A 21,299-nucleotide genomic window follows, 5' to 3' on the forward strand; every position below is an offset into this window, starting at 1 on the left:
TTTACCGCTTGGCTATAAAAATTTAAAATATATACTAAATTTATTTATTTTCTACTTCTTCTTATTTGTATACCAAAATAAAAAAATAACACAACAAAGAATTACTCCAAGCATTATTGATACAACTATCATAGTAGCATTTTTAGTTTCATTAAATGGCAAGCCTTGTGTATTCATACCAAAAAACCCAGTTATCAGATTTAATGGCAGCATTACAGCTGATATCATTGTCAAAATATAAATATTTTGATTGATTTTGTCGTTTTTTATACTTTGTATAAATGTATAAATATCATCGATTCTGCATGCATATTCATTGGCCATTGTTCTAAAAACATTTGCCTCATGAGTACTATTTTTAAGCTCTTTTTTTAAATTTTGTTGCTCGCTTTGACAAATCGAAAGGGTTTCATAAAAGTGAGATATCTTGTTTTGAAATTTTCTAATCTCGTATTTTAAAAAGTGGTGTCTTTTGATAAATTGATTAAAGTTTTTTCGACTAGCATAAATTTTTTCATACTCATTTAGCTCATCTTGATGCTCTAAAATTTTATTTGCATATTCATTACATAGTTTTTTAAGGGCCGCTTCAAACTCGTTTTTATCGCATTCGTGATCAAAATCTTCTTTGTAAATTTTGCTATTTTTAAATAAAAATTTATAGCTTTGTTTTTGTGTGAAAGAAACAAGTAAAATATAGTCGTATTCATCGCCATAAAAATATCCACAAACTGAACTTTTATAGCTCATTTTTTACCCTTTTAGCATAAAAATTTTTCTTAAATTTGGTAAATTCGCTAGCCTCGATCGCCTCTCTCATCTCTTTCATCAAATTTAGATAGTAGTGCAGGTTGTGAAGGCTTGCTAGTCTAAAAAACGTTAGCTCCCTAGCCTTAAAAAGGTGGTTTAGGTAGCCTCTGGAGTAGCGTTTGCAGGTATAGCACTGACACTGTGGGTCGATTGGCGCGTGGTCGTTTATAAATTTGGCTGATTTTATATTTATCTTGCCAAAGCTAGTAAATAGCGTGCCGTTTCTTGCGTTTCTAGTTGGCATGACGCAGTCAAACATATCAACGCCTCTCTCCACGTTTTCTACAAGATCTTCTGGTGTGCCAACGCCCATTAGATAGCGAGGTCTAAGCTCATCCATAAATGGCATAACTGCCTCAACCGTGTCATACATCGCCTCATTGCTCTCGCCAACGCTTAGCCCACCTATCGCAAGGCCGTCAAATGGCATCTCGTTTAGCGCCTGCGCGCAAAATTTACGTGCCTCATAGTCGGTGCCGCCTTGGACGATGCCAAAGATATTTTGCTGCAAGCCAACGCCCTTGCTTTGCATAAATTTGTGATAATCAATCGCCTCTTTTGCCCATTTTATCGTTCGTTTTATGCTTAGATCGATTCTTTTTGGCTCAGCAGGCAAGGCGACCAGATCATCAAGTATCATCATAATGTCGCTACCTAGATCGTACTGCGTATCAAGGACGGATCTTGGCGTAAAATAGTGCGTGCTGCCGTCGATATGGCTTTTAAATTTTATCCCACCATCATCATTTTTGGTGTTTGATCTAAGCGAGAATGCTTGAAAACCACCGCTATCTGTTAAAAATGAGCGATCAAATTTAGAAAATCCATGAAGTCCACCAAACTCGCGCACGACCTTGCTACCAGGGCGTAGATACATGTGGTAGGTGTTTGCTAAGATTATCTTTGCGTCTAAAATTTCACTCATATCAAAGGCATCAAGGCTCTTTACCGCGCCAACCGTACCAACTGGCATGAAAACTGGCGTTTGTATAACGCTATGGGCGGTTGTTAGGATACCACGCCTTGCATTTCCATCTTTTTTTATAACTTCAAATTTCATCTAAATCCTTAAAATTTTTGATTTTTTATTTTAACAAAATTTATAATATAATCCAGAAATTTTAAGGCAAAGGAACTTTTTGCAAAAAAGAAATGATATCGTTTTTACCGAAGCAAACGACACTGCGACCATAAAATTTGCAGGTGAGTTTAGCTACAAAGACGCAAAAAATTTACAAAGCATTTTTAAAAAAATCCAAAAGCTTAACGGCAATGTTAAATTTGACTTTAGCGAGCTAAAGAGCATTGATTATGCTGTTTTGATCCTTTTAAAAAACACGCTAAATGGCAAGAAATTTGAGATCATCACAAATGACGAGAAGATAAAGGCGATGAGCGATCTCTTAAATGATAAAAAGATCGATTTTAATTATATGCCGCCGCACAATAGTCTAAATTTCTTCTCACGACTCGGTGAAAAAATTTGTGAAGGTTTTGTAAATTTAGCTGAGTTTGGCACGTTCTTGGGCGAATTTTTAATAAAAAGCGTAAAAAATTTATTTAATCCAGCCAGTCTTAGATTTAGGGAATTTAGCAACTACATAAAAGATGGCGGCGTAAATGCCGTTTTTATCGTTTCACTCACTGCTTTTTTGATAGGCGTTGTGCTTGCGTATCTTGGCAGTGCGATGCTTGCAAGCTTTGGAGCAAGTATATTTATAGTAGAGATCATGGGCATGCTAACGCTTAGAGAGGTAGCCCCGCTCATCGCTGCTATTGTCATCGCAGGTAGGTCGGCTTCTAGCTTTACTGCTCAAATTGGCGCTATGAAGCTAACCGAAGAGATAGACGCGATGAAGACGATGGGCTTTGAGCCATTTAACTTCTTGGTGCTACCGCGCATCATCGCGATGGTGCTTTGTGTGCCTGTCATTATCTTTATAGCTGATGCTATAAGTATCTTAGGACAGATGATCATTTGCCAAACGATACTTGATATCAGTTTTAGCGACTATCTAAATAGATTTCGCGAGATGGTTGAGCTTAGGCACTTTGCTGTTGGTATGATAAAGGCTCCATTTTTTGGCGCGGTGATAGCAATAATTGGCTGCATGAGGGGATTTGGTGTGAGTCAAAATGCCCAAAGCCTTGGAGCAATGACAACAGTTAGCGTCGTAAATGCGATATTTTGGGTTATCGCGCTTGATGCGTTTTTCGCGATAATTTTTATGTGGCTAAAGATATGAACGAGATAATAGTTGGAAAAAACATAACGACAAGTTATGGCGATAAGATAATGCACGATAATGTGAGCTGGAGCGTCAAAGAGGCTGAAATTTACGGCTTTTTAGGCGGCAGTGGCGCTGGTAAAACGACGCTTATGAAGACGATGATATATCTAAAAAAGCCAAGCGAGGGCGATATATTTTTTGATGGCGTCAATATGTGGAAAAGTAGTCAAGAGAAGCAGCAAGAGATAAAGCTAAAAAGTGGGACGATGTTTCAGTTTGGCGCACTTTATAGCTCAATGACGATCCTTGACAATGTGGGCGTTTTGCTTCATGAGTACTCTAAATTTAACAAACGTCAGATCGATGAGATAGCGATGTTTTGGATACAAAAAGTGGGGCTTAAAAAAGAGGTATCTATGCTTTATCCAAGTGAGCTAAGTGGCGGTATGAAAAAGCGTGCTGCGCTAGCAAGAGCCTTGGTGCTAAGCCCTAGAGTGCTATTTTTAGATGAGCCAAATAGCGGCCTTGATCCTGTTAGCTCACGCCAGATGGACGCGCTCATAAAAGAGCTTCGTGATAGCATCGGCGTGACCGTTGTCATGGTGACTCATGATGCGGATAGTATTTTTGATATTTTGGATAGATTTTTGATAATAGATAACAAAAAAATAGCCTTTGAGGGAGATATAAAAGAGCTTGAATATCTTAAAAACAACCCACTTGATGAGCTATTTAAAATGAGGAAAAAGTAGATGGAAAATAGAAATTCTTATACTATTGTTGGCATGTTTTTTATGGCTTGCCTTACAGCATTTGCCATATTTATCTGGTGGATGACTAGTAAAAATAATACAAAGGTTGATTTTAAAGAGTACTACATCCATACAACCGAGCTACCAAGTGGATTAAAGGTCGATTCTACAGTTAAATTTATCGGTGTGCCAGCAGGAAGTGTTAGCGATATAAATTTTGTTGATGATAAAAATGCTCTTATAAACATCACAATGAAAATTAGAGAAGACCTGCCTATCAAGGCTGATAGCGTGGCAAGTATAGAAGTTCAGGCCATCAGCGGTGTGGCTAGTATAAATATAAGCCGTGGCTCAAAAGACTTTGCATCAGGCCAAAAGCCTATCTTACAGCTTGAAGAGAGCCTCTTTTCAAAGCTTGGAAACAACGCTGAAAACATTACTTTAAAGATAAATCAAACACTTGATAAAGTCGATAACTTTTTCTCACCTGAAAATATCGCTCACGTAGAGTCAGTCCTTAAAAATATCGATAAATTTACACAAGTTTTAACAGACGAAGATGGGCTAAGTGAGGTTGATAGTATCGTTAAAAATGTAAAAAATTTTACAGATACTTTAAACAAAACCGATACAAAAGAATTGGTTAAAAATTTAAATAGACTAATTTCAAATGCGAACCAAGTTTTTGTATCGGCAAATTCGGCTATCACCGGATATAATTCGCTGCAAGAGCTCATCACAAAAAAGGCTAAAGATGGCGAATACGACCTTAGAAATACAGTTGGTCCATTATTAAGAGAAGCGAGTGATTTTTTAAATGGATTTGACAAGACACTTCGCGAATTTAGAGGCGCGCTTCAAAGGCTTGAAGATAATCCTTACGAGTTTTTCTTTACAAATCCAGTGCCAAACGACAAAGGAGATAAAAAATGAGAAATTTAATCTTTCTAACGGCTACGCTTTTATTTCTTGGCTGCTCGCTAAAGACGGATGTGCCAGTTGCAACGATGTATGAAATTCACTATTCAAATAAGGCTTGCTCAGCTGAAAACAAGCAAAAAGAGCTAAAAAATGTCTTCATCGAAAATGTAAGTGCTCTTGATATGGTCGATACTAGAAAAATTTTGATCGTAGCTGAAAATAATAAAATCAGATATCTAAGCGATGCTAAATTTGTCTCTGAGCCAAGCGAAATGGTTTATAAATCGCTTGTAAAAGGGCTTTATTCAAACTGTGCTGCAAAGCCGATATTTTCACCAAATGCAAAAGATCTTAGGCTAAAAGTTAGCATCATCTCACTTCAGATAAGAGGCGACAAGGCCGAAGTCTCGCTAGCTTACGAGCTATTTAATGCAAACACTTCGCTAAAATCTGGCATGATCACAAAAGAAATTTTCTGTCCAGATCCAAGCTCAAGTACTATTTTTGATACGATAAATAAGGCTACAAATTTAGCAATCGATACGCTAATCTCTGAAATAATCTCTTAAATTTTCTTGGCTGTAAATTTTAAATTTATAGCCAAAATAGCTTATTTTAAAGACCTTTTGTTATAATGTGAGCTTTAAAATACGGAGAATTGATGAAGAAAATTTTAATAATTGCAGATGGAACTTTCGCAAGAAATTTTTTAAACAGACTGCTTGAAACAAAATCAAATTTGCATCACTATATCGTTATTTCAAGTGAGGATTACAGTCAAAAATCAAATTATGAAAATTTTACATTTTACCAGTTTGACCCAACTAGTCTTTCAAAGCTAAAAAGCGTAAGCGATGGCTATTTTAGTCAGTTTTGTATAGTTTGCGATGATAAAAATGAGGCAGTTGCTGTTTATGAAAATTTAAGACAGATCAGCACAAAGACCGAGACTGTTTTTATGAGCTCATGGGAGCTTGATGAAAAATGCAAAGAAATATTTGCAAGCGATAAACACTTAAGCGTGGTTGATATCAGAGATATTGCAGCATCAAGGCTTATGGACTATTTACCAGATCTACCAGTTTTGGCTGATAATATCGGGCTTAGTGAGGGCGAGATCATGGAAGTTAAGGTGCCAATAGGTAGCTCTTATATGTATCGTCACATTAGCTCAGTGGCTCAAAAGAAATGGCGAATAGCTCTCATATATCGAGGCAGCGAGATCATCTTGCCAAAGCCAAATGTAATGATACAGCCAAGCGATATACTGCTAATAGTTGGTGATCCAAATGTGCTTCAAAATGTTTACCGCTCGATCAAGCGTGAAAGTGGACAGTTTCCAAGTCCATTTGGTAGCAATATCTATGTGCTGATCGACATGATCTCAATGGACAAAGAACGTGTTAGTAAGCTCATAAAGGATAGCTTGTATTTGCATTCAAAGCTAAATAATAAACGCCTTTTTTTTAGAGTGATAAATCCAACTTTAGGTGAAAATTTAGATACTTTAAAAGCAATAAAAGAGAAAAATATCATCGTTTTGATGGATTATTTTAATAGTGATAACAAATCTATAAAATATGACGTTTTAAAGCACGATATCGGTCTAATCTTAAGCGATGATAAATACTTTTTTAAATTTAAGAAGCTATTTTATGAGCTAAAACTTCCAGTGCTAAAAACGGGTAAAATTTTGCTCTCAAATATAAAAGAGGGTGTTATACTAGGCGATCAAAGTCAAGAGGTGGAGAATCAATCAGCTGTGATAACAGACTGCTGTGCACAGCTTGATTTGGAGATGAAATTTTACTATTTTGACAATAAACACAGCGATGATGAAGCGTTAAGAGAGCATTTTGAGAGTATTAGCGCGCTATTTTCTAAGCGCATAAAGATAGAAAATCACAATCTTAAAAATCCGCTTGTAAAACTAAAAAATACAAAAGATCTGCTTCATTTTGTGATGTTTACTAAAAGCGTGGCAAATGGTGGGGCATTTGCCTTTTTATCGACAAATTTAAATAGGCTTTATAAAAAACTAAGCCAAAATGCACAGCTTTTTGTGCCAGTAAGTGAGTAAAAATGCAGATAAATTTAAATCTTAAAGAAAAAGCATCAAGCTATAAAATTTATATAAATGAGCTTGAAAGACTAGAGCTAAAAGGCAAGGTTGGCATCGTTACAAACGCTAAAGTAGCGGGGCTTCATCTTGAAAAGCTACTTAGCGTTTTGAAGTGTGATGAGAAATTTATCATAAGTGTGCCTGACGGCGAAGAGTATAAAAACTTTGAAACGGTAGAGCAAATTTTGGAGCAGCTTTTTGTGAGCAAATTTGATCGCTCATCTACGTTAATCGCCTTTGGTGGTGGCGTCATAAGCGATATGACTGGCTTTGCGGCAAGCATCTATGAAAGGGGGATAAATTTCATAAATATCCCAACTACGCTTCTAGCACAAGTTGATGCTAGTGTGGGCGGAAAAACTGGAGTGAATAATAAATTTGGTAAAAATTTAATAGGCTCTTTTTATCAGCCAAAGGCAGTTTTTTGCGAGATAAATTTCTTAAAGACATTGCCAAAGAGAGAATTTGCAGCTGGCGTGGCTGAGGCTTTAAAAATGGCGATAACTTTTGATAAAGAGATGTTTGATTGGTTAAAGAGTGTAAATTTAGATGATGAAAATTTAGCCAAGCTAGTCGAAAAGTCGGTAATTTTAAAAGCAAAAGTGGTTGAACAAGATGAGAAAGAAAAAGGGCTAAGAGCTATCCTAAACTACGGCCATACCTTTGCTCATGTTATAGAAAATGAGACAAATTATAAAGAATTTTTACACGGCGAAGCGGTGGCGATAGGTATGAATATGGCAAATCGCTTAAGTGTAAAACTAGGGCTCATGAGTGAGGCGCAGGCAGAGGATATCAAACAGGTTTTGTTAAAATTTGGCCTTCCAGTAAACTACAAAATAGAAAATGAATATGCATTTTACGAGGCATTTTTTATGGATAAAAAGACAAAAGATGATAAGATAAATTTCATCATTGCAGATAAAATCGGCAGTGCGATCATCAAAAATGACGTCAAAAAAGAAGACGTTTTAAAAATTTTAAGAGAATTTAAATGAAAAAGATCCTAGCTTTAATACTTTTTTGCTTTGCCCTTTATGCTGAGGAGAACGTTACGCTCGAGCAAAATAGCTCGCAAAATTTACAAAATAACGAGCTTATAAAAGATATTTCAAATCTAGATAATTCCTTAAAAAACAATATCTGGATCACAAGGTATGCTAACTATAACACTTATCAAAGGCTTATTGATGAGCTTGAAAAAAACGAGAATGAACTAAAGAAACTGGACAAAAGCTCAAGAAGAGGCAGCGATATCATAAAGAGAATCCAAACTCTAAAAGAGCAGATAAATTTACTAAAAGAGTATGAAAAAACGCCATTTTCAAATATGCTAGCAGCTCCTGAAATGGATACTCCACCAAGGATAACAAGTCCCGTTGCACTTATATCTGGCTTTTCGTATATCAAAAAGATAAAGAGTGATAAGATCGAGTATCAAAGGCATATAAAAGAGCTTGATACGCTTTTGGAAAAGCTTGAAACAAAAGAAAATTTACTAAATAGACTAAATTTGATCGAAGAAAATGAGCAAAATAGGGAAAGCCTAAACTTAGTAAAACAAGAAATAGGCGACTTTAAAGCGGCAAAACAGATCGCTGATACTACTTATAATGTCTATGAAAAAAGGGCTGATGAGGCTATAAATTTAACAACCTCTGATATAAAAGCTCAGTTTTTAAGCATGGGCTATACAGCTATCATCATTCTTTTGACGATCGGACTAACATTTATCGCTAAATTTATCGTTAAAAGAACGATTACTGATAATGAGAGATTTTACACGGTCAATAAATTTTTAAACGTTTTAAATATCACCGTTATCATCATAATCTTACTTTTTTCATACATCGAAAATGTCACATATCTAGTAACCGTGCTAGGTTTTGCTTCAGCTGGTATCGCCATTGCGATGAAAGATATGTTTATGAGCATGCTTGGCTGGATGGTGATTATGTTTGGCGGCTCTATACATGTTGGTGATAGGATCAGAGTACTTCATGATGGTAGTGAATTTGTAGGCGATGTGATCGATATCTCTTTGCTTAGGCTGACTGTTTTTGAGGATGTTAGTTACTCGACTTATAAGACAAATCGCCGTGCAGGTAGAATTATCTTTGTGCCAAATAACTATATCTTTACCGACCTCATCGCAAACTATGCTCATTATGGTATGAAGACCGTTTGGGATGGTATAGATATCGTTATAAGCTTTGATAGCAATCATAAAAAAGCTGTGTATCTAGCAAGAAATGTTGTTAAGAAATACTCAAAAGGCTACACTGATATCGCAAAACGCCAGATGAATAAACTAAGAAGTCAATACAGCATCAAAAATCCAAACGTCGAGCCAAGAATTTATACATTTTTTGAGCCTTATGGTATAAATGTCTCATGCTGGTATATGGCAAATTCTTATGCGACTTTGGCTCTTAGAAGTACTATTAGCGCTGAGATTATAGAAGCATTTTTGGCTCAAGATGATATAAAGATCGCTTATCCAACACAAACCATGTTTATAGGCAAAAAAGAAAATCCAAGCGATCATACCGCACACGGTGAGCAAGAGAGCGAAAATATTTGATGCAAAAGATATTTTTTAAAACATTTGGGTGTCGCACAAACATCTATGATACCGAGCTTTTAAAAAGCTACATCAAAGACTACGAGATCACAAATGATGAAGATGCTGCTGATATTGTCGTGATAAACTCTTGTACAGTCACAAATTCTGCCGATAGCGGTGTCAGAAACTATATAAACGGTGTAAAAAGGCGTGGAGCGAAGGTGGTGCTAACTGGGTGTGGTGCGGTTAGCAAGGGTAAGGAGCTATTTAATAGTGGAATTTACGGAGTGCTTGGAGCTAGTAAAAAGAGTGATCTAAATGAGCTTTTAAAGCAGGAAAAACCATTTTTTGAGCTTGGAAATTTAAACTCAGTTGATAAAAATATAGTTACAAATTATGAAAATCACACAAAGGCTTTTATAAAGATTCAAGAAGGCTGCAACTTTAGCTGCAGCTACTGCATCATCCCTTCGGTTCGCGGCAAGGCTAGAAGCATGGATGAGGCTATGATATTAAAAGAGGCAAGAATTTTAGCCCAAAACGGCTATAATGAGCTTGTCTTAACCGGCACAAATATAGGCAGTTACGGCAAAGATACAAATAGCTCTCTTGGTAAGCTTTTGGCAAACTTAGGTAAAATTTCTGGCATAAGGCGCATTCGGCTTGGAAGCATTGAACCAAGCCAGATAGATGAGAGCTTTAGAGAAATTTTAAAAGAAGAGTGGCTGGAGCGCCATCTGCACATCGCACTTCAGCACACGAGTCAGGCTATGCTAAAGATCATGCGAAGACGAAATAACGCATTTAGTGATTTGGAGCTTTTTAATGAGCTTAGCTCTCTTGGCTTTGCCCTTGGCACGGACTACATCGTGGGTCATCCTGGTGAGAGTGAGGAGATATGGATAGAGGCTGTGGAAAATTTTAAAAAATTTCCTATCACGCATCTGCATGCTTTTGTCTATTCGCCAAGGCGTGATACGCACTCAGCTACGCTAAAAAGCGATGTTAGCGGTGATGTGGCAAAAAGTAGGCTAAAAATTTTACAAGGCATTGCTTCGCAAAATAATGAAAATTTTAGAAAAAAGCATAACGGAGCTTTGAAAATTTTAGTCGAGCAAAAAAATGGTGAGTTTTACGAGGGCTTTGATCAGTTTTACAACAAAGCTAAAATTTTAAGCCAAAAAGATATAACAAAAGAGTGGGTGGAGGTAAGCGAATATGAAGTTAAGCCAGATGCCAATTATGCAAAAATTTAAATTTAATAAGAAAAATATCCTAATAATCGCAGCTGTCGCATTAATCAGCGTGCTGTTATTTGCCGTTAGTAAAGAGCCACGAAATATCACATATTCGCAATATATGCAGCTAATGGATGGAAATTTTATAGACCGCGCTGTAATCGATGATAATGAAGTCGTACTTTATGCACAAAACAATCGTTTTTCAATCATAAAAGAGGGTATCGATCTAAAAGAACTTATTAAAAGAGTACCTGTTGAAAAGACTAAGCAATACATCACTCCTGGCATGATCTGGGGATTTATCATCTTTGTCTGCTTCGTGCTTTGGTATGCTTATATCTTTAGAAGTATCAGGAAAAAAGAGGAGAGCTTGCTTAGCAAAAAAGATGGCGCATTTGAGATAGAAAGCGTGCTAAATCAAAACACTATGCCAGTCATCTCAAATGTGAGATTTAGCGATGTGGCAGGCATTAGTGAGGTCAAAAGCGAGCTTAGTGAGATAGTTGATTTTCTAAAAAATCCACAAAAATATAGAAATTTTGGTATCAAAATGCCAAAAGGCGTGCTAATGATCGGCCCTCCAGGCGTTGGTAAAACGCTTGTGGCAAAGGCAGTTGCTGGTGAGGCAAATGTACCATTTTTTTATCAAAATGGTGCAAGCTTTGTTCAAATTTATGTTGGCATGGGTGCAAAAAGAGTGCGAGAGCTTTTTAGCAGGGCCAAGTCCTATGCGCCCTCAATCATCTTTATCGACGAGATAGACGCCGTTGGTAAGAGTAGGGGTGGGACCAGAAACGACGAGCGAGAAGCCACGCTAAATCAGCTACTAACTGAGATGGATGGCTTTGAAGATAACTCAGGCGTCATCGTCATAGCTGCTACAAATAGGATTGAGATGATCGATGAGGCGCTACTTAGATCAGGGCGTTTTGATAGGAGAATTTTTCTTTCTATGCCTGATTTTAACGATAGGGTAGCGATCTTAAACACATATCTAAAAGATAAAAACTGCGAAGTGGTGGCTGAGGATATCGCTAAAATGAGCGTTGGCTTTTCAGGTGCGGCACTTAGCACGCTTGTAAATGAAGCTGCGATAAATGCCCTAAGAAACGGCGAGAGCGTGCTTAAAATGAGAGACTTTGAGGCTGTTTTAAACAAGGTCTTGCTCGGCAAGAAAAAGGTGCTAAGCTATAGCGAAAACGAGAAGAAAATTCAAGCCATTTATCAAGGAGCAAAGGCGCTAAGTGCTTACTGGTTTGATGTGAAATTTGAAAAAATTTCTCTTATAGAAGATAGATTCATGGCCACAGAGCAAGAGATTGAGTCAAAGTCACAGATGATATCTCGTATCAAGGTGCTCATCGCTGGCATGTGCAAGCTTGAGATAGACGAAAATGATATTTTTTCAAACTCGAGCAATGATCTAAATTTAGCCAAAGAGATCGCATCAAAGATGGTTTATGAGTACGGCATGGGAAGCTCATTTGTCCCTAATCCAAATGATGTAGAAGAAATTTTAAAACAAGCAAAAGAAGAGATTATGTCATTTTTAAAGGGGACAAACGAGCAGATCGCAAAGATCAGCTCATATCTGCTGGCCTACGAGAGCGTGGATAAAGAGACGCTAGCAAAAATTTTAAACGAAAACTATTAAAGGAGAAAAAAGTGAAAGCAAAAATAGGTATATTAACCCTTTCTGACCGTGCAAGCGAAGGCACATATGAGGACAAATCGGGCCCAGCGATCAAAGAGGTGCTTGATAGCTGGATAGTGAGCGAGCGTGAGTACTTTTACGAGGTTATACCAGATGAGTTTGAGCTGATAAAAGAGAGGCTTGTGCACATGGTGGACGTACTTGGCTGCGACCTTGTGCTAACTACTGGCGGTACAGGACCAGCGGTGAGAGACGTTACGCCAGAGGCTACTGAGGCAGTTTGCGAGAAGATGATGCCAGGCTTTGGCGAGCTAATGAGAGCTGCGAGCTTAAAATATGTCCCAACAGCGATCCTATCACGCCAAACAGCAGGCATAAGAGGCCATGCGCTCATCATAAATTTACCAGGACAGCCAAAGGCGATAAAAGAGTGCTTAGAGCCGGTATTTCCAGCGGTGCCATACTGCATCGATCTTATAGAGGGTGCATTTATCGAGACTGATGAAAACGTGATGAAAGTTTTCCGCCCAAAACAAAAGAAAATCTCGTAAATGAGTTTGACAGATAGCCTAAATTTAAAAGCCACTGCCTTTGCAAATAGGTGGCGATTTGTTATTAAAATTTGGCTTGTTTTTTCTTTTTTATCCTATGCGCTGGCCTACTATCTTTGGTTAGAGGTTTTTGGCTTTATCTCTGCCATTTCTATCTTTGGCTGTGTTTGCCTGCTAGCCTTTAGCTCACTTCTTTGGTTTATCGCTAGCCTTGTATTTTTGCAACCTTTGGTATTTTTACTACTTGAAAAATTTGATGAAAGCATTACTGTTTATGCTTTAGCCTGCTCAATTTGGCTGCTTGGCTGGATCACTTTGTCGCTTGTGGTTGATGATAAATTTGCAAGACTGGGAAATGACATCTTGATAAAGATCTCTCGCATAGTTCTTGTTGGCGAGTTTGCCTTGCTATATTTTTTTAACTACAACAGCAGCTTTGACATAGAGACTTTAATAAAGTCAAATTTGGCAAAGTCGCTGCTTTTAGTGCTAAACTCCTATATGCTGCCATCGCTTGTGACGCTACTTATATTTGATATAAAAACATATATCGCTAGCAAAAATGAGTAAAATTTTATGTATTATTTTATGTAATTTATACTAAATTTAGCCGTTTTTACTCTCTACTATCTTTTTTATAAGCTCTATGTCGCTGTTCATTGCTAGGCTCATAAAACAAATGCCGTTTGCGCCAGCTTTTATGGCCTCTTTGTAGTTTTTATTGTCTAGTCCGCCAAGTGCGTAAATTTCTTTGTCTAAGCTTATTAGCTCGCTTATAAAATTTAGCCCTTTTGGCTCCAAACCCGCCTTGCAAGAGGTGGCAAATATATGAGAAGCAACGAGCACATCAGCGATAGTGACTGAAATTTTAGCCTGCTCTAGGTCGTGAGCTGGGGCGTAAATTTTAGCTGTTTTTCTAAATTCTTCTAAAAAAATGCCGTGATTTTTAAAAAAATCAAGCTGCGCCGAAGTGAGCCAAAAGTCGCTCTTTAGCTTGCAAGCTACGTCAAAAAATTGATTGATGATAAATTTCTTGCGGTAGTTTTCACAAATTTGAGCCACAACCCTAGCAAGATCGTAAAAATGAGCTTCGCTTAGCCCCTTTGCACGAAGCAAAATTTCATCCACGCCAGCCTTGCAAAGTAGCTGTATCCTCTTTAAAAAGTCATCGCCCTCGTAGCTTTCAAAGTCAGCCACGCAGAGAATTTTAAACATAGACATACTCGCTCATCAAGGGCTCTAGGCCGTTTGCTTTTATCATAGCCTTGATCTCATCCACACTTCTGCTATCACTTATCTCAAACTGCTCGTCGCCCTTTTTCTCTTCGCCGTGAGCACCGATGCTTACTTTTACGCCAGCGCTTATCTTATTTGCAGCTATCTTTACGGCGTTGTCGCGAAATTTCGCCTTTTCTCTAGTTGAGATAGTTATGCTGGCCGTTGGCATGAAAATTCTATAAGCGCAGATCACTTGTAAAAGCTCGCGCTCTCCCACGTCGCGTGGATTGATGCGGTCGTTGTTTATGATAGGGCGAAGCCTTGGGCATGAAAATGCGATCTCGGCGTGTGGATACTTTTTTTGAACTAAGCTTGCGTGAAGTGCCGTAGCAAAGGCGTCAAGCCTAAAGTCATCTATGCCAAGAAGTGCGGCAAAGCCAACCCCTCTCATACCCCCAAGAAGCGCTCGCTCTTGCGCATTTAAGCGGTATGGGAAAATTCTTTTATTGCCACCAAGGTGGATTTTTTCGTATTTTGTGGGATTGTAGGTCTCTTGAAAGACGGTCACGTAGTCTGCGCCACTTTTGTGAAGTAGGGCGTAGTCTTCAGAGTTTAGCGGGTAAATTTCAACCCCAACGACTTTAAAAAATTTCTTTGCCAAAGCGCAGGCATTTGCGATGTAAGCTACACTTGAGTTAGTCTCGCTCTCGCCAGTTAGTATTAAAATTTCTTCTAAGCCGCTCTTTGAAATTTCTCTTAGCTCCCTTGTGATCTCCTCGTCGCTTAGCTTTGCCCTTTTTATGTTATTTTTAGCATTAAAACCGCAATAAACGCAGAGGTTATCGCAGTAGTTTGCTATATAAAGCGGGGTAAAAAGCGTGATATTTGAGCCAAAATTTGCCCTTGTCTTTGCCTGAGCTAGCTGGGCTATTTGCTCTAAAAATGGCGCTGCAGCAGGCGAGAGCAGGGCTTTTAAATTTTCTAGCGAGCAGTGCTTTGCATTAAGAGCTGCTTTTACGTCGGCTTCTGTGTAAATTTCTGGCTTATAGTTCGCTCGCTCTTTTAAAATTTCATCCATGATCTCACTGCCAACATCCTGCATATGAGGTAGTAGCTGCATGTGGTTGGTTCTTGTAAATTTCATCAGTCTAAAAATCCAGTGAGTGGAGATGAGGCGTTTGCGCTTTTGCTCTTTGCGCCAAGGCCTGCTAGATAGGCGTTGCGACCAGCGATGATAGCCTCTTTGAAGGCTCTTGCCATGAGCGGGATATTTTTAGATGAGGCGATGGCTGTGTTTGCCATGATAGCAGCTGCTCCCATCTCCATCGCTTCGCACGCTTGTGAGGGCCTACCGATGCCAGCATCTACGATGATTTGCGTATCAAGCTCGTTTATCAAAATCTCGATGATGTCTTTAAAAACTAGCCCCTGGTTTGAGCCAATGGGCGCAGCTAGAGGCATTATGCAGCTAGCTCCTGCGCTTAGCATCGCTCTTGCGGCGTTTAGATCTGGAAACATATATGGCATTGGCACAAAGCCGTCATTTGCCAAGGCTTCGCAAGCTTTTATCGTTTCAATATTGTCTGGAAAGAGAAATTTAGAGTCAGTGATGATCTCTATTTTAACAAGCTCACCACACCCAAGCTCACGTGCAAGCTGGGCGATGCGAACGGCCTCTTTGGCGTTTCTAGCGCCACTTGTATTTGGCAAAAGCGTCACGCCTTTTGGGATAAAATCAAGTATATTACGCTCTTTGCTCTCGTTTATGCGCCTAAGAGCAAGGGTTAAGATCTGCGCTCCAGCCTCGTTTATGGCTGAGTCGATGAGCTCGTGTGAGTACTTGCCAGAGCCAAGGATAAAGCGGCTTTGAAACTCCTTGTCGCCAAGGATCAAGCTATCATTTTGCACTTACGCCTCCAAACCCATAAGTAGCCTAATGGCCAAATTTGCCTCATGATTTGCGCAGATGGTAACGCGTGGTGCCATGAGCCCTTGACCGATCTTCGCCTCGTTTGTGAGGTCGCCACAAAGATAGACATTTTTGGCAAATTTTATGGTTTTTATGAGATTTGAGCTAAAGTATCCAGCCATGCCAGAGGCACCGATGATCTTTTTATCTTTTAGGCTGGCACCAGCTTCGTTTAGTATCATCGCCTTGCCAGCGACATTGTCAAATGCTTCGCATAAAATTTCGCACTCACCAAAGACGCTAGCTACGTTTTTTTCGTCTAAAAATATATCGTGAGTTTCGACCTCGACAAAGGGATTTACGTCATTTATCAGCTCTTTAAGTGCCTGCGTCTTTTTCAAGCCGATGTGGCGGACGAAATACTGCTGGCGGTTTAAATTACTTGGCTCCACGACGTCAAAATCGGCAAGTACCAGCTTTTTTACGCCAACTCTAGCTAGGCTTAGCGCGATATTTGAGCCAAGGCCGCCAAGTCCAGCTACGCCTATCACCGCTTTACTTAGGGCTAAATTTAGCTCAGGGCTGTTTCGTGAAGCGATCATCGCGCGTAAAACTTCACGCTCAGGCATCACGCCACGCCTTATAAATACGACGTTTGAGCCATCTTTTAGCTCGCTATCTTCTTTTATAGCAAAGCCATCAACGATAAAAATATCTGGCTTTGTCGCGTTAAATTTTTCTAAAAATTTATAAATTTCACTCTCTTTATCGCCAAGTGCAAGCTCTTTTAGCTCGCTAAGGCTTTTTACTGGCACCTTAAATTTTGCGCCGTTTAATACAATCTCTATCATTTTCTCCTCATCCACCGCCAACTAAAGTGACGATCTCATAAGCTTTGCCCTCGCTCATAAAGCGCTCACGCCAAAGCTTTTTTGGCAAAATTTCTCCGTCTCGCTCAAGGGCTATAAATTTAAGCTCATAGCCATTTTGTGCTAAAAAATCATAAACATTTATATCGTTTTCAAGCTCGAAAATTTTGCCATTTACTCTAAATTTGATCATTAAATTTTGTAGCTTTTTACAAAATTTGCGATCCTCTCGATCGCTTTTTTTATGCTCTCGATGTCTGTCGCAAAAGAAATTCTAAAATATCCCTCCATACCAAAGCCCACACCTGGCACGGTTGCTACGTTCGCCTCTTCAAGCATCTTTTTGCAAAATCTAAGCGAGTCACTATCTACATCTTTGCATTTTACAAATAGATAAAACGCACCATCAGGCTTAACTACGCTTAGCCCAGGGATAGCATTTATCATCTCTACTGCCACGTCGCGTCTTCTTTCGTACTCTTTTCTCATGTTTTCGATGTCGTCGTCAGTTTCACCAAGAAGTGACGGGATAGCGCCTATTTGCACGATCGAGCTGATGTTACTTGTGCTTTGGCTTTGAAGCTTTTTGATGCCAGCAATTAGCCAGTCCATCGAGCTTGCTATATAGCCAAATCTCCAGCCAGGCATCGCACCACACTTGCTTAGTCCATTTATCGTGACTGTTCTTTTAAAAAGATCCTCGCTCACTGAGGCTACGGCGTGAAATTTCTTGCCGTAGATCACTTTTTCATAAATTTCATCGCTTGTGATGATGATGTCAGTGCCCTTTAAAACCTCGCCAAATGCCGCGATCTCCTCTTTTGTATATACAGCTCCAGTTGGATTTGTCGGGTGATTTAGCGAAAAGACCTTCGTTTTTGGTGTGATCGCTTTTTTTAGTTGCTCGGCTGTGACTTTGAAATTTGTGCTCTCGTCCGCCTCGATAAAGACAGGCACGCCGCCACAAAATTTAACGATCTCAGGGTAGCTAACCCAGTATGGAGATGGGATGATGACCTCGTCACCTGGGTTGATAAGCGCTTGAAATACATTAAAAAGTGAGTGTTTTGCGCCGATGTTTGTGACGATTTGATTTGCTTTGTAGTCAAGTCCGTTATCTCTTTTTAGCTTTGCTCTAATGGCGTCTATAACCTCAGGCAGGCCCGGCACTGGCGTGTATTTGCCGCTTTTGCTATCATTATCAAGTGCGTTTTTTACAGTTTCTCTTATCTTTTTTGGAGTCATAAAGTCAGGCTCACCAGCTGAAAGCGAGATCACGTCGATGCCAGCAGCCTTCATCTCTTTGGCTTTTGTGCTGATCGCGATGGTTATCGACTCGCTTAATGTTTGCATTCTGTTTGCTAGTTGCATTTTCGTCCTTTTTAGTTGATTGTCTTTAGGTAACTATTGTCATTTAAAAATAGATAAAGTTCGCCCAAAATTTGCTTCTTTTGTGTTTCGTTTATCAGAGTTGATTTTTCTAAGCGCTCATTTAGAGTGTCTTGTATCTCGTAGATATCGTAGTCCATGTCCTCCATGATATCAAGGATCGACTGGCTCTCTAGTAAATTTGTGATCTTGTAGCCATCACTTGTTATCTCCACGGTAGCTTCTGTCGGATGGGTAAAGAGGTTGTGCTTCATGCCGATCACCTCTTGATATGCGCCAACTAGGAAAAATCCCAAGAAATAATCCTCCTTCTCCACATCCACGTCGTGCAAAAGTAGTGGGTTTTTCTCGTCATCATAGCTGATCTCGCCGTCACTATCACAAGTGATATCCCAGATCGAAGCTGGCAGGGTAGGGCGCTCATCTAGCCTGTCAAGCGGCATGATAGGGAAATTTTGCTTTAGACCCCAAAAGTCTGGCAAGCTTTGAAAGATCGAGAAATTTAGTAGGTATCTCTCTTGAACCTCTTTTTGAATTTTAGTTAGATCGCTTGAGTTGCTTTTGTTGCCAAGCATCACGACAGCCTTTTTGCTAATGAGCCTTAAAAGAACCTCTGCGTTTGATCTATCTTGCAGATCGACATAGCCTAGATCAAAGAGCGTGAGGATGCTCTCGGTGTGGTGGATGGCGTCGTGCAGGTACTCTAGGGCGTTTGAAGGCTTGATTGATTTATAAAGATCAACTAGCTCGGTTATTAAATTTGGATTGTTTTTCTTTAAATTTAGCTTCTCTTCGGTGTATTCTTGAGAAAATAGCTCAAGCACAGGAGCAACCAAAAGTGCGTGAGAAGCGGCGATGTAGCGACCTGACTCGATGAAAATATCTGGCTCGATCTCCTTTTTTTGCTCGCTTATGGTTTTAAGCATATAAACAACGTCGTTTGCGTATTCGTTTAGCGTATAGTTTCTGCTGCTCTCTTCTTTAAACTGCGAGTACTCGATAGCAAGGCCTCCACCTAAATTTATAGCTTTTAAATTTGAGGCGCCCATTTTTCTAAGCTCAGCGTAGATGTTGCCAGCCTCGATGAGTGCTTTTTTGAGTGGGTGGATCTCGCTTATTTGAGAGCCGATGTGAAAGTGTATCATCGTGAAGTTTTCAAGTAAATTTGCCTTTTTTAGCATCTTTACAGCTTCTATTAGCTCGGTTGATGTTAGACCAAATTTAGAGTGTATGCCTCCACTTTTTGCCCAAAGTCCTGAGCCTGTCGAGTGCAGTCTTACCCTAAGTCCGATCTTTGGTTTTGGTTTAAAACGCTCTTTTGCGATGGCGATTATCGCTTCAAGCTCGTTTAAGCCCTCGATCGTTAGTGTAATGTTATGCCCCATCTCAGCAGCGATAAAGCCTATGTTTATCATCTCTTTATCTTTAAAGCCATTTACGGTTATTGGAGCTTTTTCGTTATTGTAAGCCATAGTTAAAAGTAGCTCAGCCTTACTACCAGCCTCAAGGCCGTAGTTGTAGGGCCTGCCAAGGCGAACTAGGTTTTTTACAAAGCCTGGATATTGATTGACCTTAAGCGGAAAGACGGCATTAAAGCTGCCTTTGTAGGCAAATTCTTTCTTTGCTTTTGCAAAGCTTGCGTGGATCTGCTCGATCTGTTTTTGGATAAGGTGCGGAAAGCGAAGTAGTAGCGGCCCTCTGTAGCCATCGTCTCTTATCTCTTTTACGATGTCGATGATCGCTGGCTTGCTAGCTTCGTTTATGCAGACTTTGCCATCTTCTATCACAAAATTTGAATTGCCCCAAATGCTAAGTCCAAAATCATTCATCCCAGCTCCTTTTCAAGCTCATCTAAATTTATCGTTTTTTCGTCTTTGGTCTCTAAATTTTTATACCAAATTTTATTCTCTTTCATCTCATTTTCGCCCACGCAAAGGAAAATTTTTGCATTTTTATTGTCGGCATTTTGCAGATGTTTTTGAAGTTTTTTAGCTTCATAAGAAATTTCAACCTGATATTTTTTGCGAAGTTTTGAGCCAAGATTATAGATAAAATCAACATTCGTCGCATCAAGCGCACAAAGATAAACTCCGTTTCGCTCATCCACAGCTTCGCCTAAAATTTCCATTATCCTCTCAACGCCCATCGCAAAGCCAACGCCATAACTTGCTCTACCGCCAAGATATTCAACGAGCCTATCGTATCTGCCTCCGCCAGCGACCGCGCTTTGTGAGCCGATCTCGTTGCTGATAAACTCAAACGCCGTCTTGCAGTAATAATCTAGCCCACGAACGAGCTTAGTGTCTATCTCAAATTTAACGCCATTTGCCGTTAAAATTTCTTGCAATTTTGCAAAATCGGCTTGCGCCTCATCGCTTAAGCTATCGGTGATAACTGGAGCGTTTTTATAAATTTCTTGGCAGCTCTCGACCTTGCAGTCAAGCACGCGGATAGGGTTTAAAAGCTTGCGTCTTTTGCAGTCCTCGCAAATTTTATCGTCATTTTCATCTAAAAATTTGACGAGTTTTTCTTTGTAAGACTTCATCGAGCTCTCGTCGCCAAGCGAGTTTATTTTTAGGGTTGTTTTTATATTTAGCCTATTAAAAATTTCGCTCACCATCAAGATAATGCTCGCATCCTCATAGACGCTACCCTCGCCAAAGCACTCACAGCCAAACTGGTGAAACTCTCTCAAGCGGCCTTTTTGTGGGCGCTCGTAGCGAAACATCGAGCCGTGATAAAAGCAACGTTTTGTTACATTTGCCCTGTCAAGTTTTGCCTCGATAAACGCTCTAACGACGCCAGCCGTGCCTTCAGGACGCAAGCAAACGTCGTTTCCGCCTTTGTCTTCAAACTGATACATCTCTTTGCCCACGATGTCACTGCTCTCGCCGACACTTCTTTTAAAAAGCGCCGTCTCCTCAAGGTGCGGGGTCAAAATTTGCTCATATCCGTAGTTTTTTGCGACTTCCTCGCAGGTTTTGATTATCTGTGCGTAAAGTTTTGCGCGAGCTGGAAGCATATCTTTCATGCCACGAAGTGCCGTTATCATCGCATTATCCTTTT

At 39.5% G+C, this 21,299-nt stretch carries 21 protein-coding genes; 11 read left to right on the forward strand and 10 right to left on the reverse strand.

All coding sequences use genetic code 11. The annotated features are described in order from the left end of the window. Positions 1–51: 51 nt before the first annotated feature. Both G6W45_RS03285 and tgt read right to left on the reverse strand, forming a co-directional pair. Complete coding sequence (locus G6W45_RS03285) at positions 52–750, reverse strand: CorA family divalent cation transporter (RefSeq protein ID WP_087578773.1); 699 nt, start codon at positions 748–750, stop codon at positions 52–54. Further along, complete coding sequence (gene tgt / locus G6W45_RS03290) at positions 740–1,870, reverse strand: tRNA guanosine(34) transglycosylase Tgt (RefSeq protein ID WP_194167504.1); 1,131 nt, start codon at positions 1,868–1,870, stop codon at positions 740–742. The genes G6W45_RS03285 and tgt overlap by 11 nt, the downstream gene beginning before the upstream one ends. A gap of 79 nt (positions 1,871–1,949) precedes the next feature. Here tgt and G6W45_RS03295 point away from each other — a divergent pair, with 79 nt between their 5' ends. The 11 genes from G6W45_RS03295 (at position 1,950) to G6W45_RS03345 (ending at position 13,418) form a co-directional block, all read left to right on the forward strand. After that, positions 1,950–3,056, forward strand: coding sequence for an MlaE family ABC transporter permease (locus G6W45_RS03295; RefSeq protein ID WP_194167505.1), 1,107 nt, complete (start codon positions 1,950–1,952; stop codon positions 3,054–3,056). Continuing rightward, on the forward strand, positions 3,053–3,793 hold the full coding sequence (locus tag G6W45_RS03300; protein ID WP_194167506.1) for an ABC transporter ATP-binding protein: 741 nt from the start codon (positions 3,053–3,055) through the stop codon (positions 3,791–3,793). The genes G6W45_RS03295 and G6W45_RS03300 overlap by 4 nt, the downstream gene beginning before the upstream one ends. Continuing rightward, positions 3,794–4,726, forward strand: coding sequence for an MlaD family protein (locus tag G6W45_RS03305; protein WP_194167507.1), 933 nt, complete (start codon positions 3,794–3,796; stop codon positions 4,724–4,726). After that, entirely contained in the window at positions 4,723–5,283 is a 561-nt protein-coding gene (locus tag G6W45_RS03310; protein WP_021090524.1) for an ABC-type transport auxiliary lipoprotein family protein, read from the forward strand. The genes G6W45_RS03305 and G6W45_RS03310 overlap by 4 nt, the downstream gene beginning before the upstream one ends. 92 nt (positions 5,284–5,375) lie before the next feature. After that, a complete protein-coding gene (locus G6W45_RS03315; protein WP_194167508.1) occupies positions 5,376–6,794 on the forward strand; it encodes a COG3400 family protein in 1,419 nt (472 codons plus the stop codon). Between the two features lie 2 nt (positions 6,795–6,796). After that, a complete protein-coding gene (aroB, locus tag G6W45_RS03320; RefSeq protein WP_194167509.1) occupies positions 6,797–7,834 on the forward strand; it encodes a 3-dehydroquinate synthase in 1,038 nt (345 codons plus the stop codon). Further along, positions 7,831–9,420, forward strand: coding sequence for a mechanosensitive ion channel domain-containing protein (locus tag G6W45_RS03325; protein ID WP_194167510.1), 1,590 nt, complete (start codon positions 7,831–7,833; stop codon positions 9,418–9,420). The genes aroB and G6W45_RS03325 overlap by 4 nt, the downstream gene beginning before the upstream one ends. Then, entirely contained in the window at positions 9,417–10,658 is a 1,242-nt protein-coding gene (mtaB, locus tag G6W45_RS03330) for a tRNA (N(6)-L-threonylcarbamoyladenosine(37)-C(2))-methylthiotransferase MtaB (protein WP_242039031.1), read from the forward strand. Before G6W45_RS03325 ends, mtaB begins: the two co-directional genes overlap by 4 nt. Beyond that, the gene (locus tag G6W45_RS03335; RefSeq protein WP_194167649.1) at positions 10,645–12,297 is read left to right on the forward strand and encodes an ATP-dependent metallopeptidase FtsH/Yme1/Tma family protein; all 1,653 of its coding nucleotides are present in this window, start codon (positions 10,645–10,647) and stop codon (positions 12,295–12,297) included. The genes mtaB and G6W45_RS03335 overlap by 14 nt, the downstream gene beginning before the upstream one ends. Positions 12,298–12,308: 11 nt before the next feature. Further along, positions 12,309–12,848: a molybdopterin adenylyltransferase gene (gene mog, locus G6W45_RS03340; RefSeq protein ID WP_107695190.1), complete on the forward strand. Its 540-nt coding sequence runs from the start codon at positions 12,309–12,311 to the stop codon at positions 12,846–12,848. Then, positions 12,849–13,418, forward strand: a complete 570-nt coding sequence (locus G6W45_RS03345; protein ID WP_194167512.1) for a hypothetical protein — start codon at positions 12,849–12,851, stop codon at positions 13,416–13,418. A 36-nt stretch (positions 13,419–13,454) separates the two neighbouring features. Here G6W45_RS03345 and G6W45_RS03350 read toward each other — a convergent pair whose 3' ends face one another. From G6W45_RS03350 to hisS, 8 genes are read right to left on the reverse strand one after another with little or no spacing between them, the layout of a single operon-like run. Continuing rightward, positions 13,455–14,069: a thiamine phosphate synthase gene (locus G6W45_RS03350; RefSeq protein ID WP_242039032.1), complete on the reverse strand. Its 615-nt coding sequence runs from the start codon at positions 14,067–14,069 to the stop codon at positions 13,455–13,457. Continuing rightward, positions 14,056–15,210 carry a 2-iminoacetate synthase ThiH gene (thiH, locus tag G6W45_RS03355; RefSeq protein WP_194167513.1) on the reverse strand — a complete coding sequence of 385 codons (1,155 nt, stop codon included), beginning with the start codon at positions 15,208–15,210 and terminating at the stop codon, positions 14,056–14,058. The genes G6W45_RS03350 and thiH overlap by 14 nt, the downstream gene beginning before the upstream one ends. Next, positions 15,210–15,974: a thiazole synthase gene (locus tag G6W45_RS03360; protein WP_194167514.1), complete on the reverse strand. Its 765-nt coding sequence runs from the start codon at positions 15,972–15,974 to the stop codon at positions 15,210–15,212. The genes thiH and G6W45_RS03360 overlap by 1 nt, the downstream gene beginning before the upstream one ends. Next, on the reverse strand, positions 15,975–16,826 hold the full coding sequence (gene thiF / locus G6W45_RS03365) for a sulfur carrier protein ThiS adenylyltransferase ThiF (RefSeq protein WP_194167515.1): 852 nt from the start codon (positions 16,824–16,826) through the stop codon (positions 15,975–15,977). It abuts the gene before it with no gap. Positions 16,827–16,833: 7 nt separating this feature from the next. Further along, entirely contained in the window at positions 16,834–17,037 is a 204-nt protein-coding gene (gene thiS / locus G6W45_RS03370; RefSeq protein ID WP_021092363.1) for a sulfur carrier protein ThiS, read from the reverse strand. Next, entirely contained in the window at positions 17,037–18,215 is a 1,179-nt protein-coding gene (locus tag G6W45_RS03375; RefSeq protein ID WP_194167516.1) for a pyridoxal phosphate-dependent aminotransferase, read from the reverse strand. The genes thiS and G6W45_RS03375 overlap by 1 nt, the downstream gene beginning before the upstream one ends. Before the next feature lie 11 nt (positions 18,216–18,226). Continuing rightward, the gene (gene speA / locus G6W45_RS03380) at positions 18,227–20,062 is read right to left on the reverse strand and encodes a biosynthetic arginine decarboxylase (RefSeq protein ID WP_194167517.1); all 1,836 of its coding nucleotides are present in this window, start codon (positions 20,060–20,062) and stop codon (positions 18,227–18,229) included. After that, a complete protein-coding gene (gene hisS / locus G6W45_RS03385; RefSeq protein ID WP_194167518.1) occupies positions 20,059–21,285 on the reverse strand; it encodes a histidine--tRNA ligase in 1,227 nt (408 codons plus the stop codon). The genes speA and hisS overlap by 4 nt, the downstream gene beginning before the upstream one ends. Positions 21,286–21,299 lie beyond the last annotated feature (14 nt).

This window comes from Campylobacter concisus (assembly GCF_015229955.1).
GTDB classification, from domain to species: Bacteria; Campylobacterota; Campylobacteria; order Campylobacterales; family Campylobacteraceae; genus Campylobacter_A; species Campylobacter_A concisus_AT.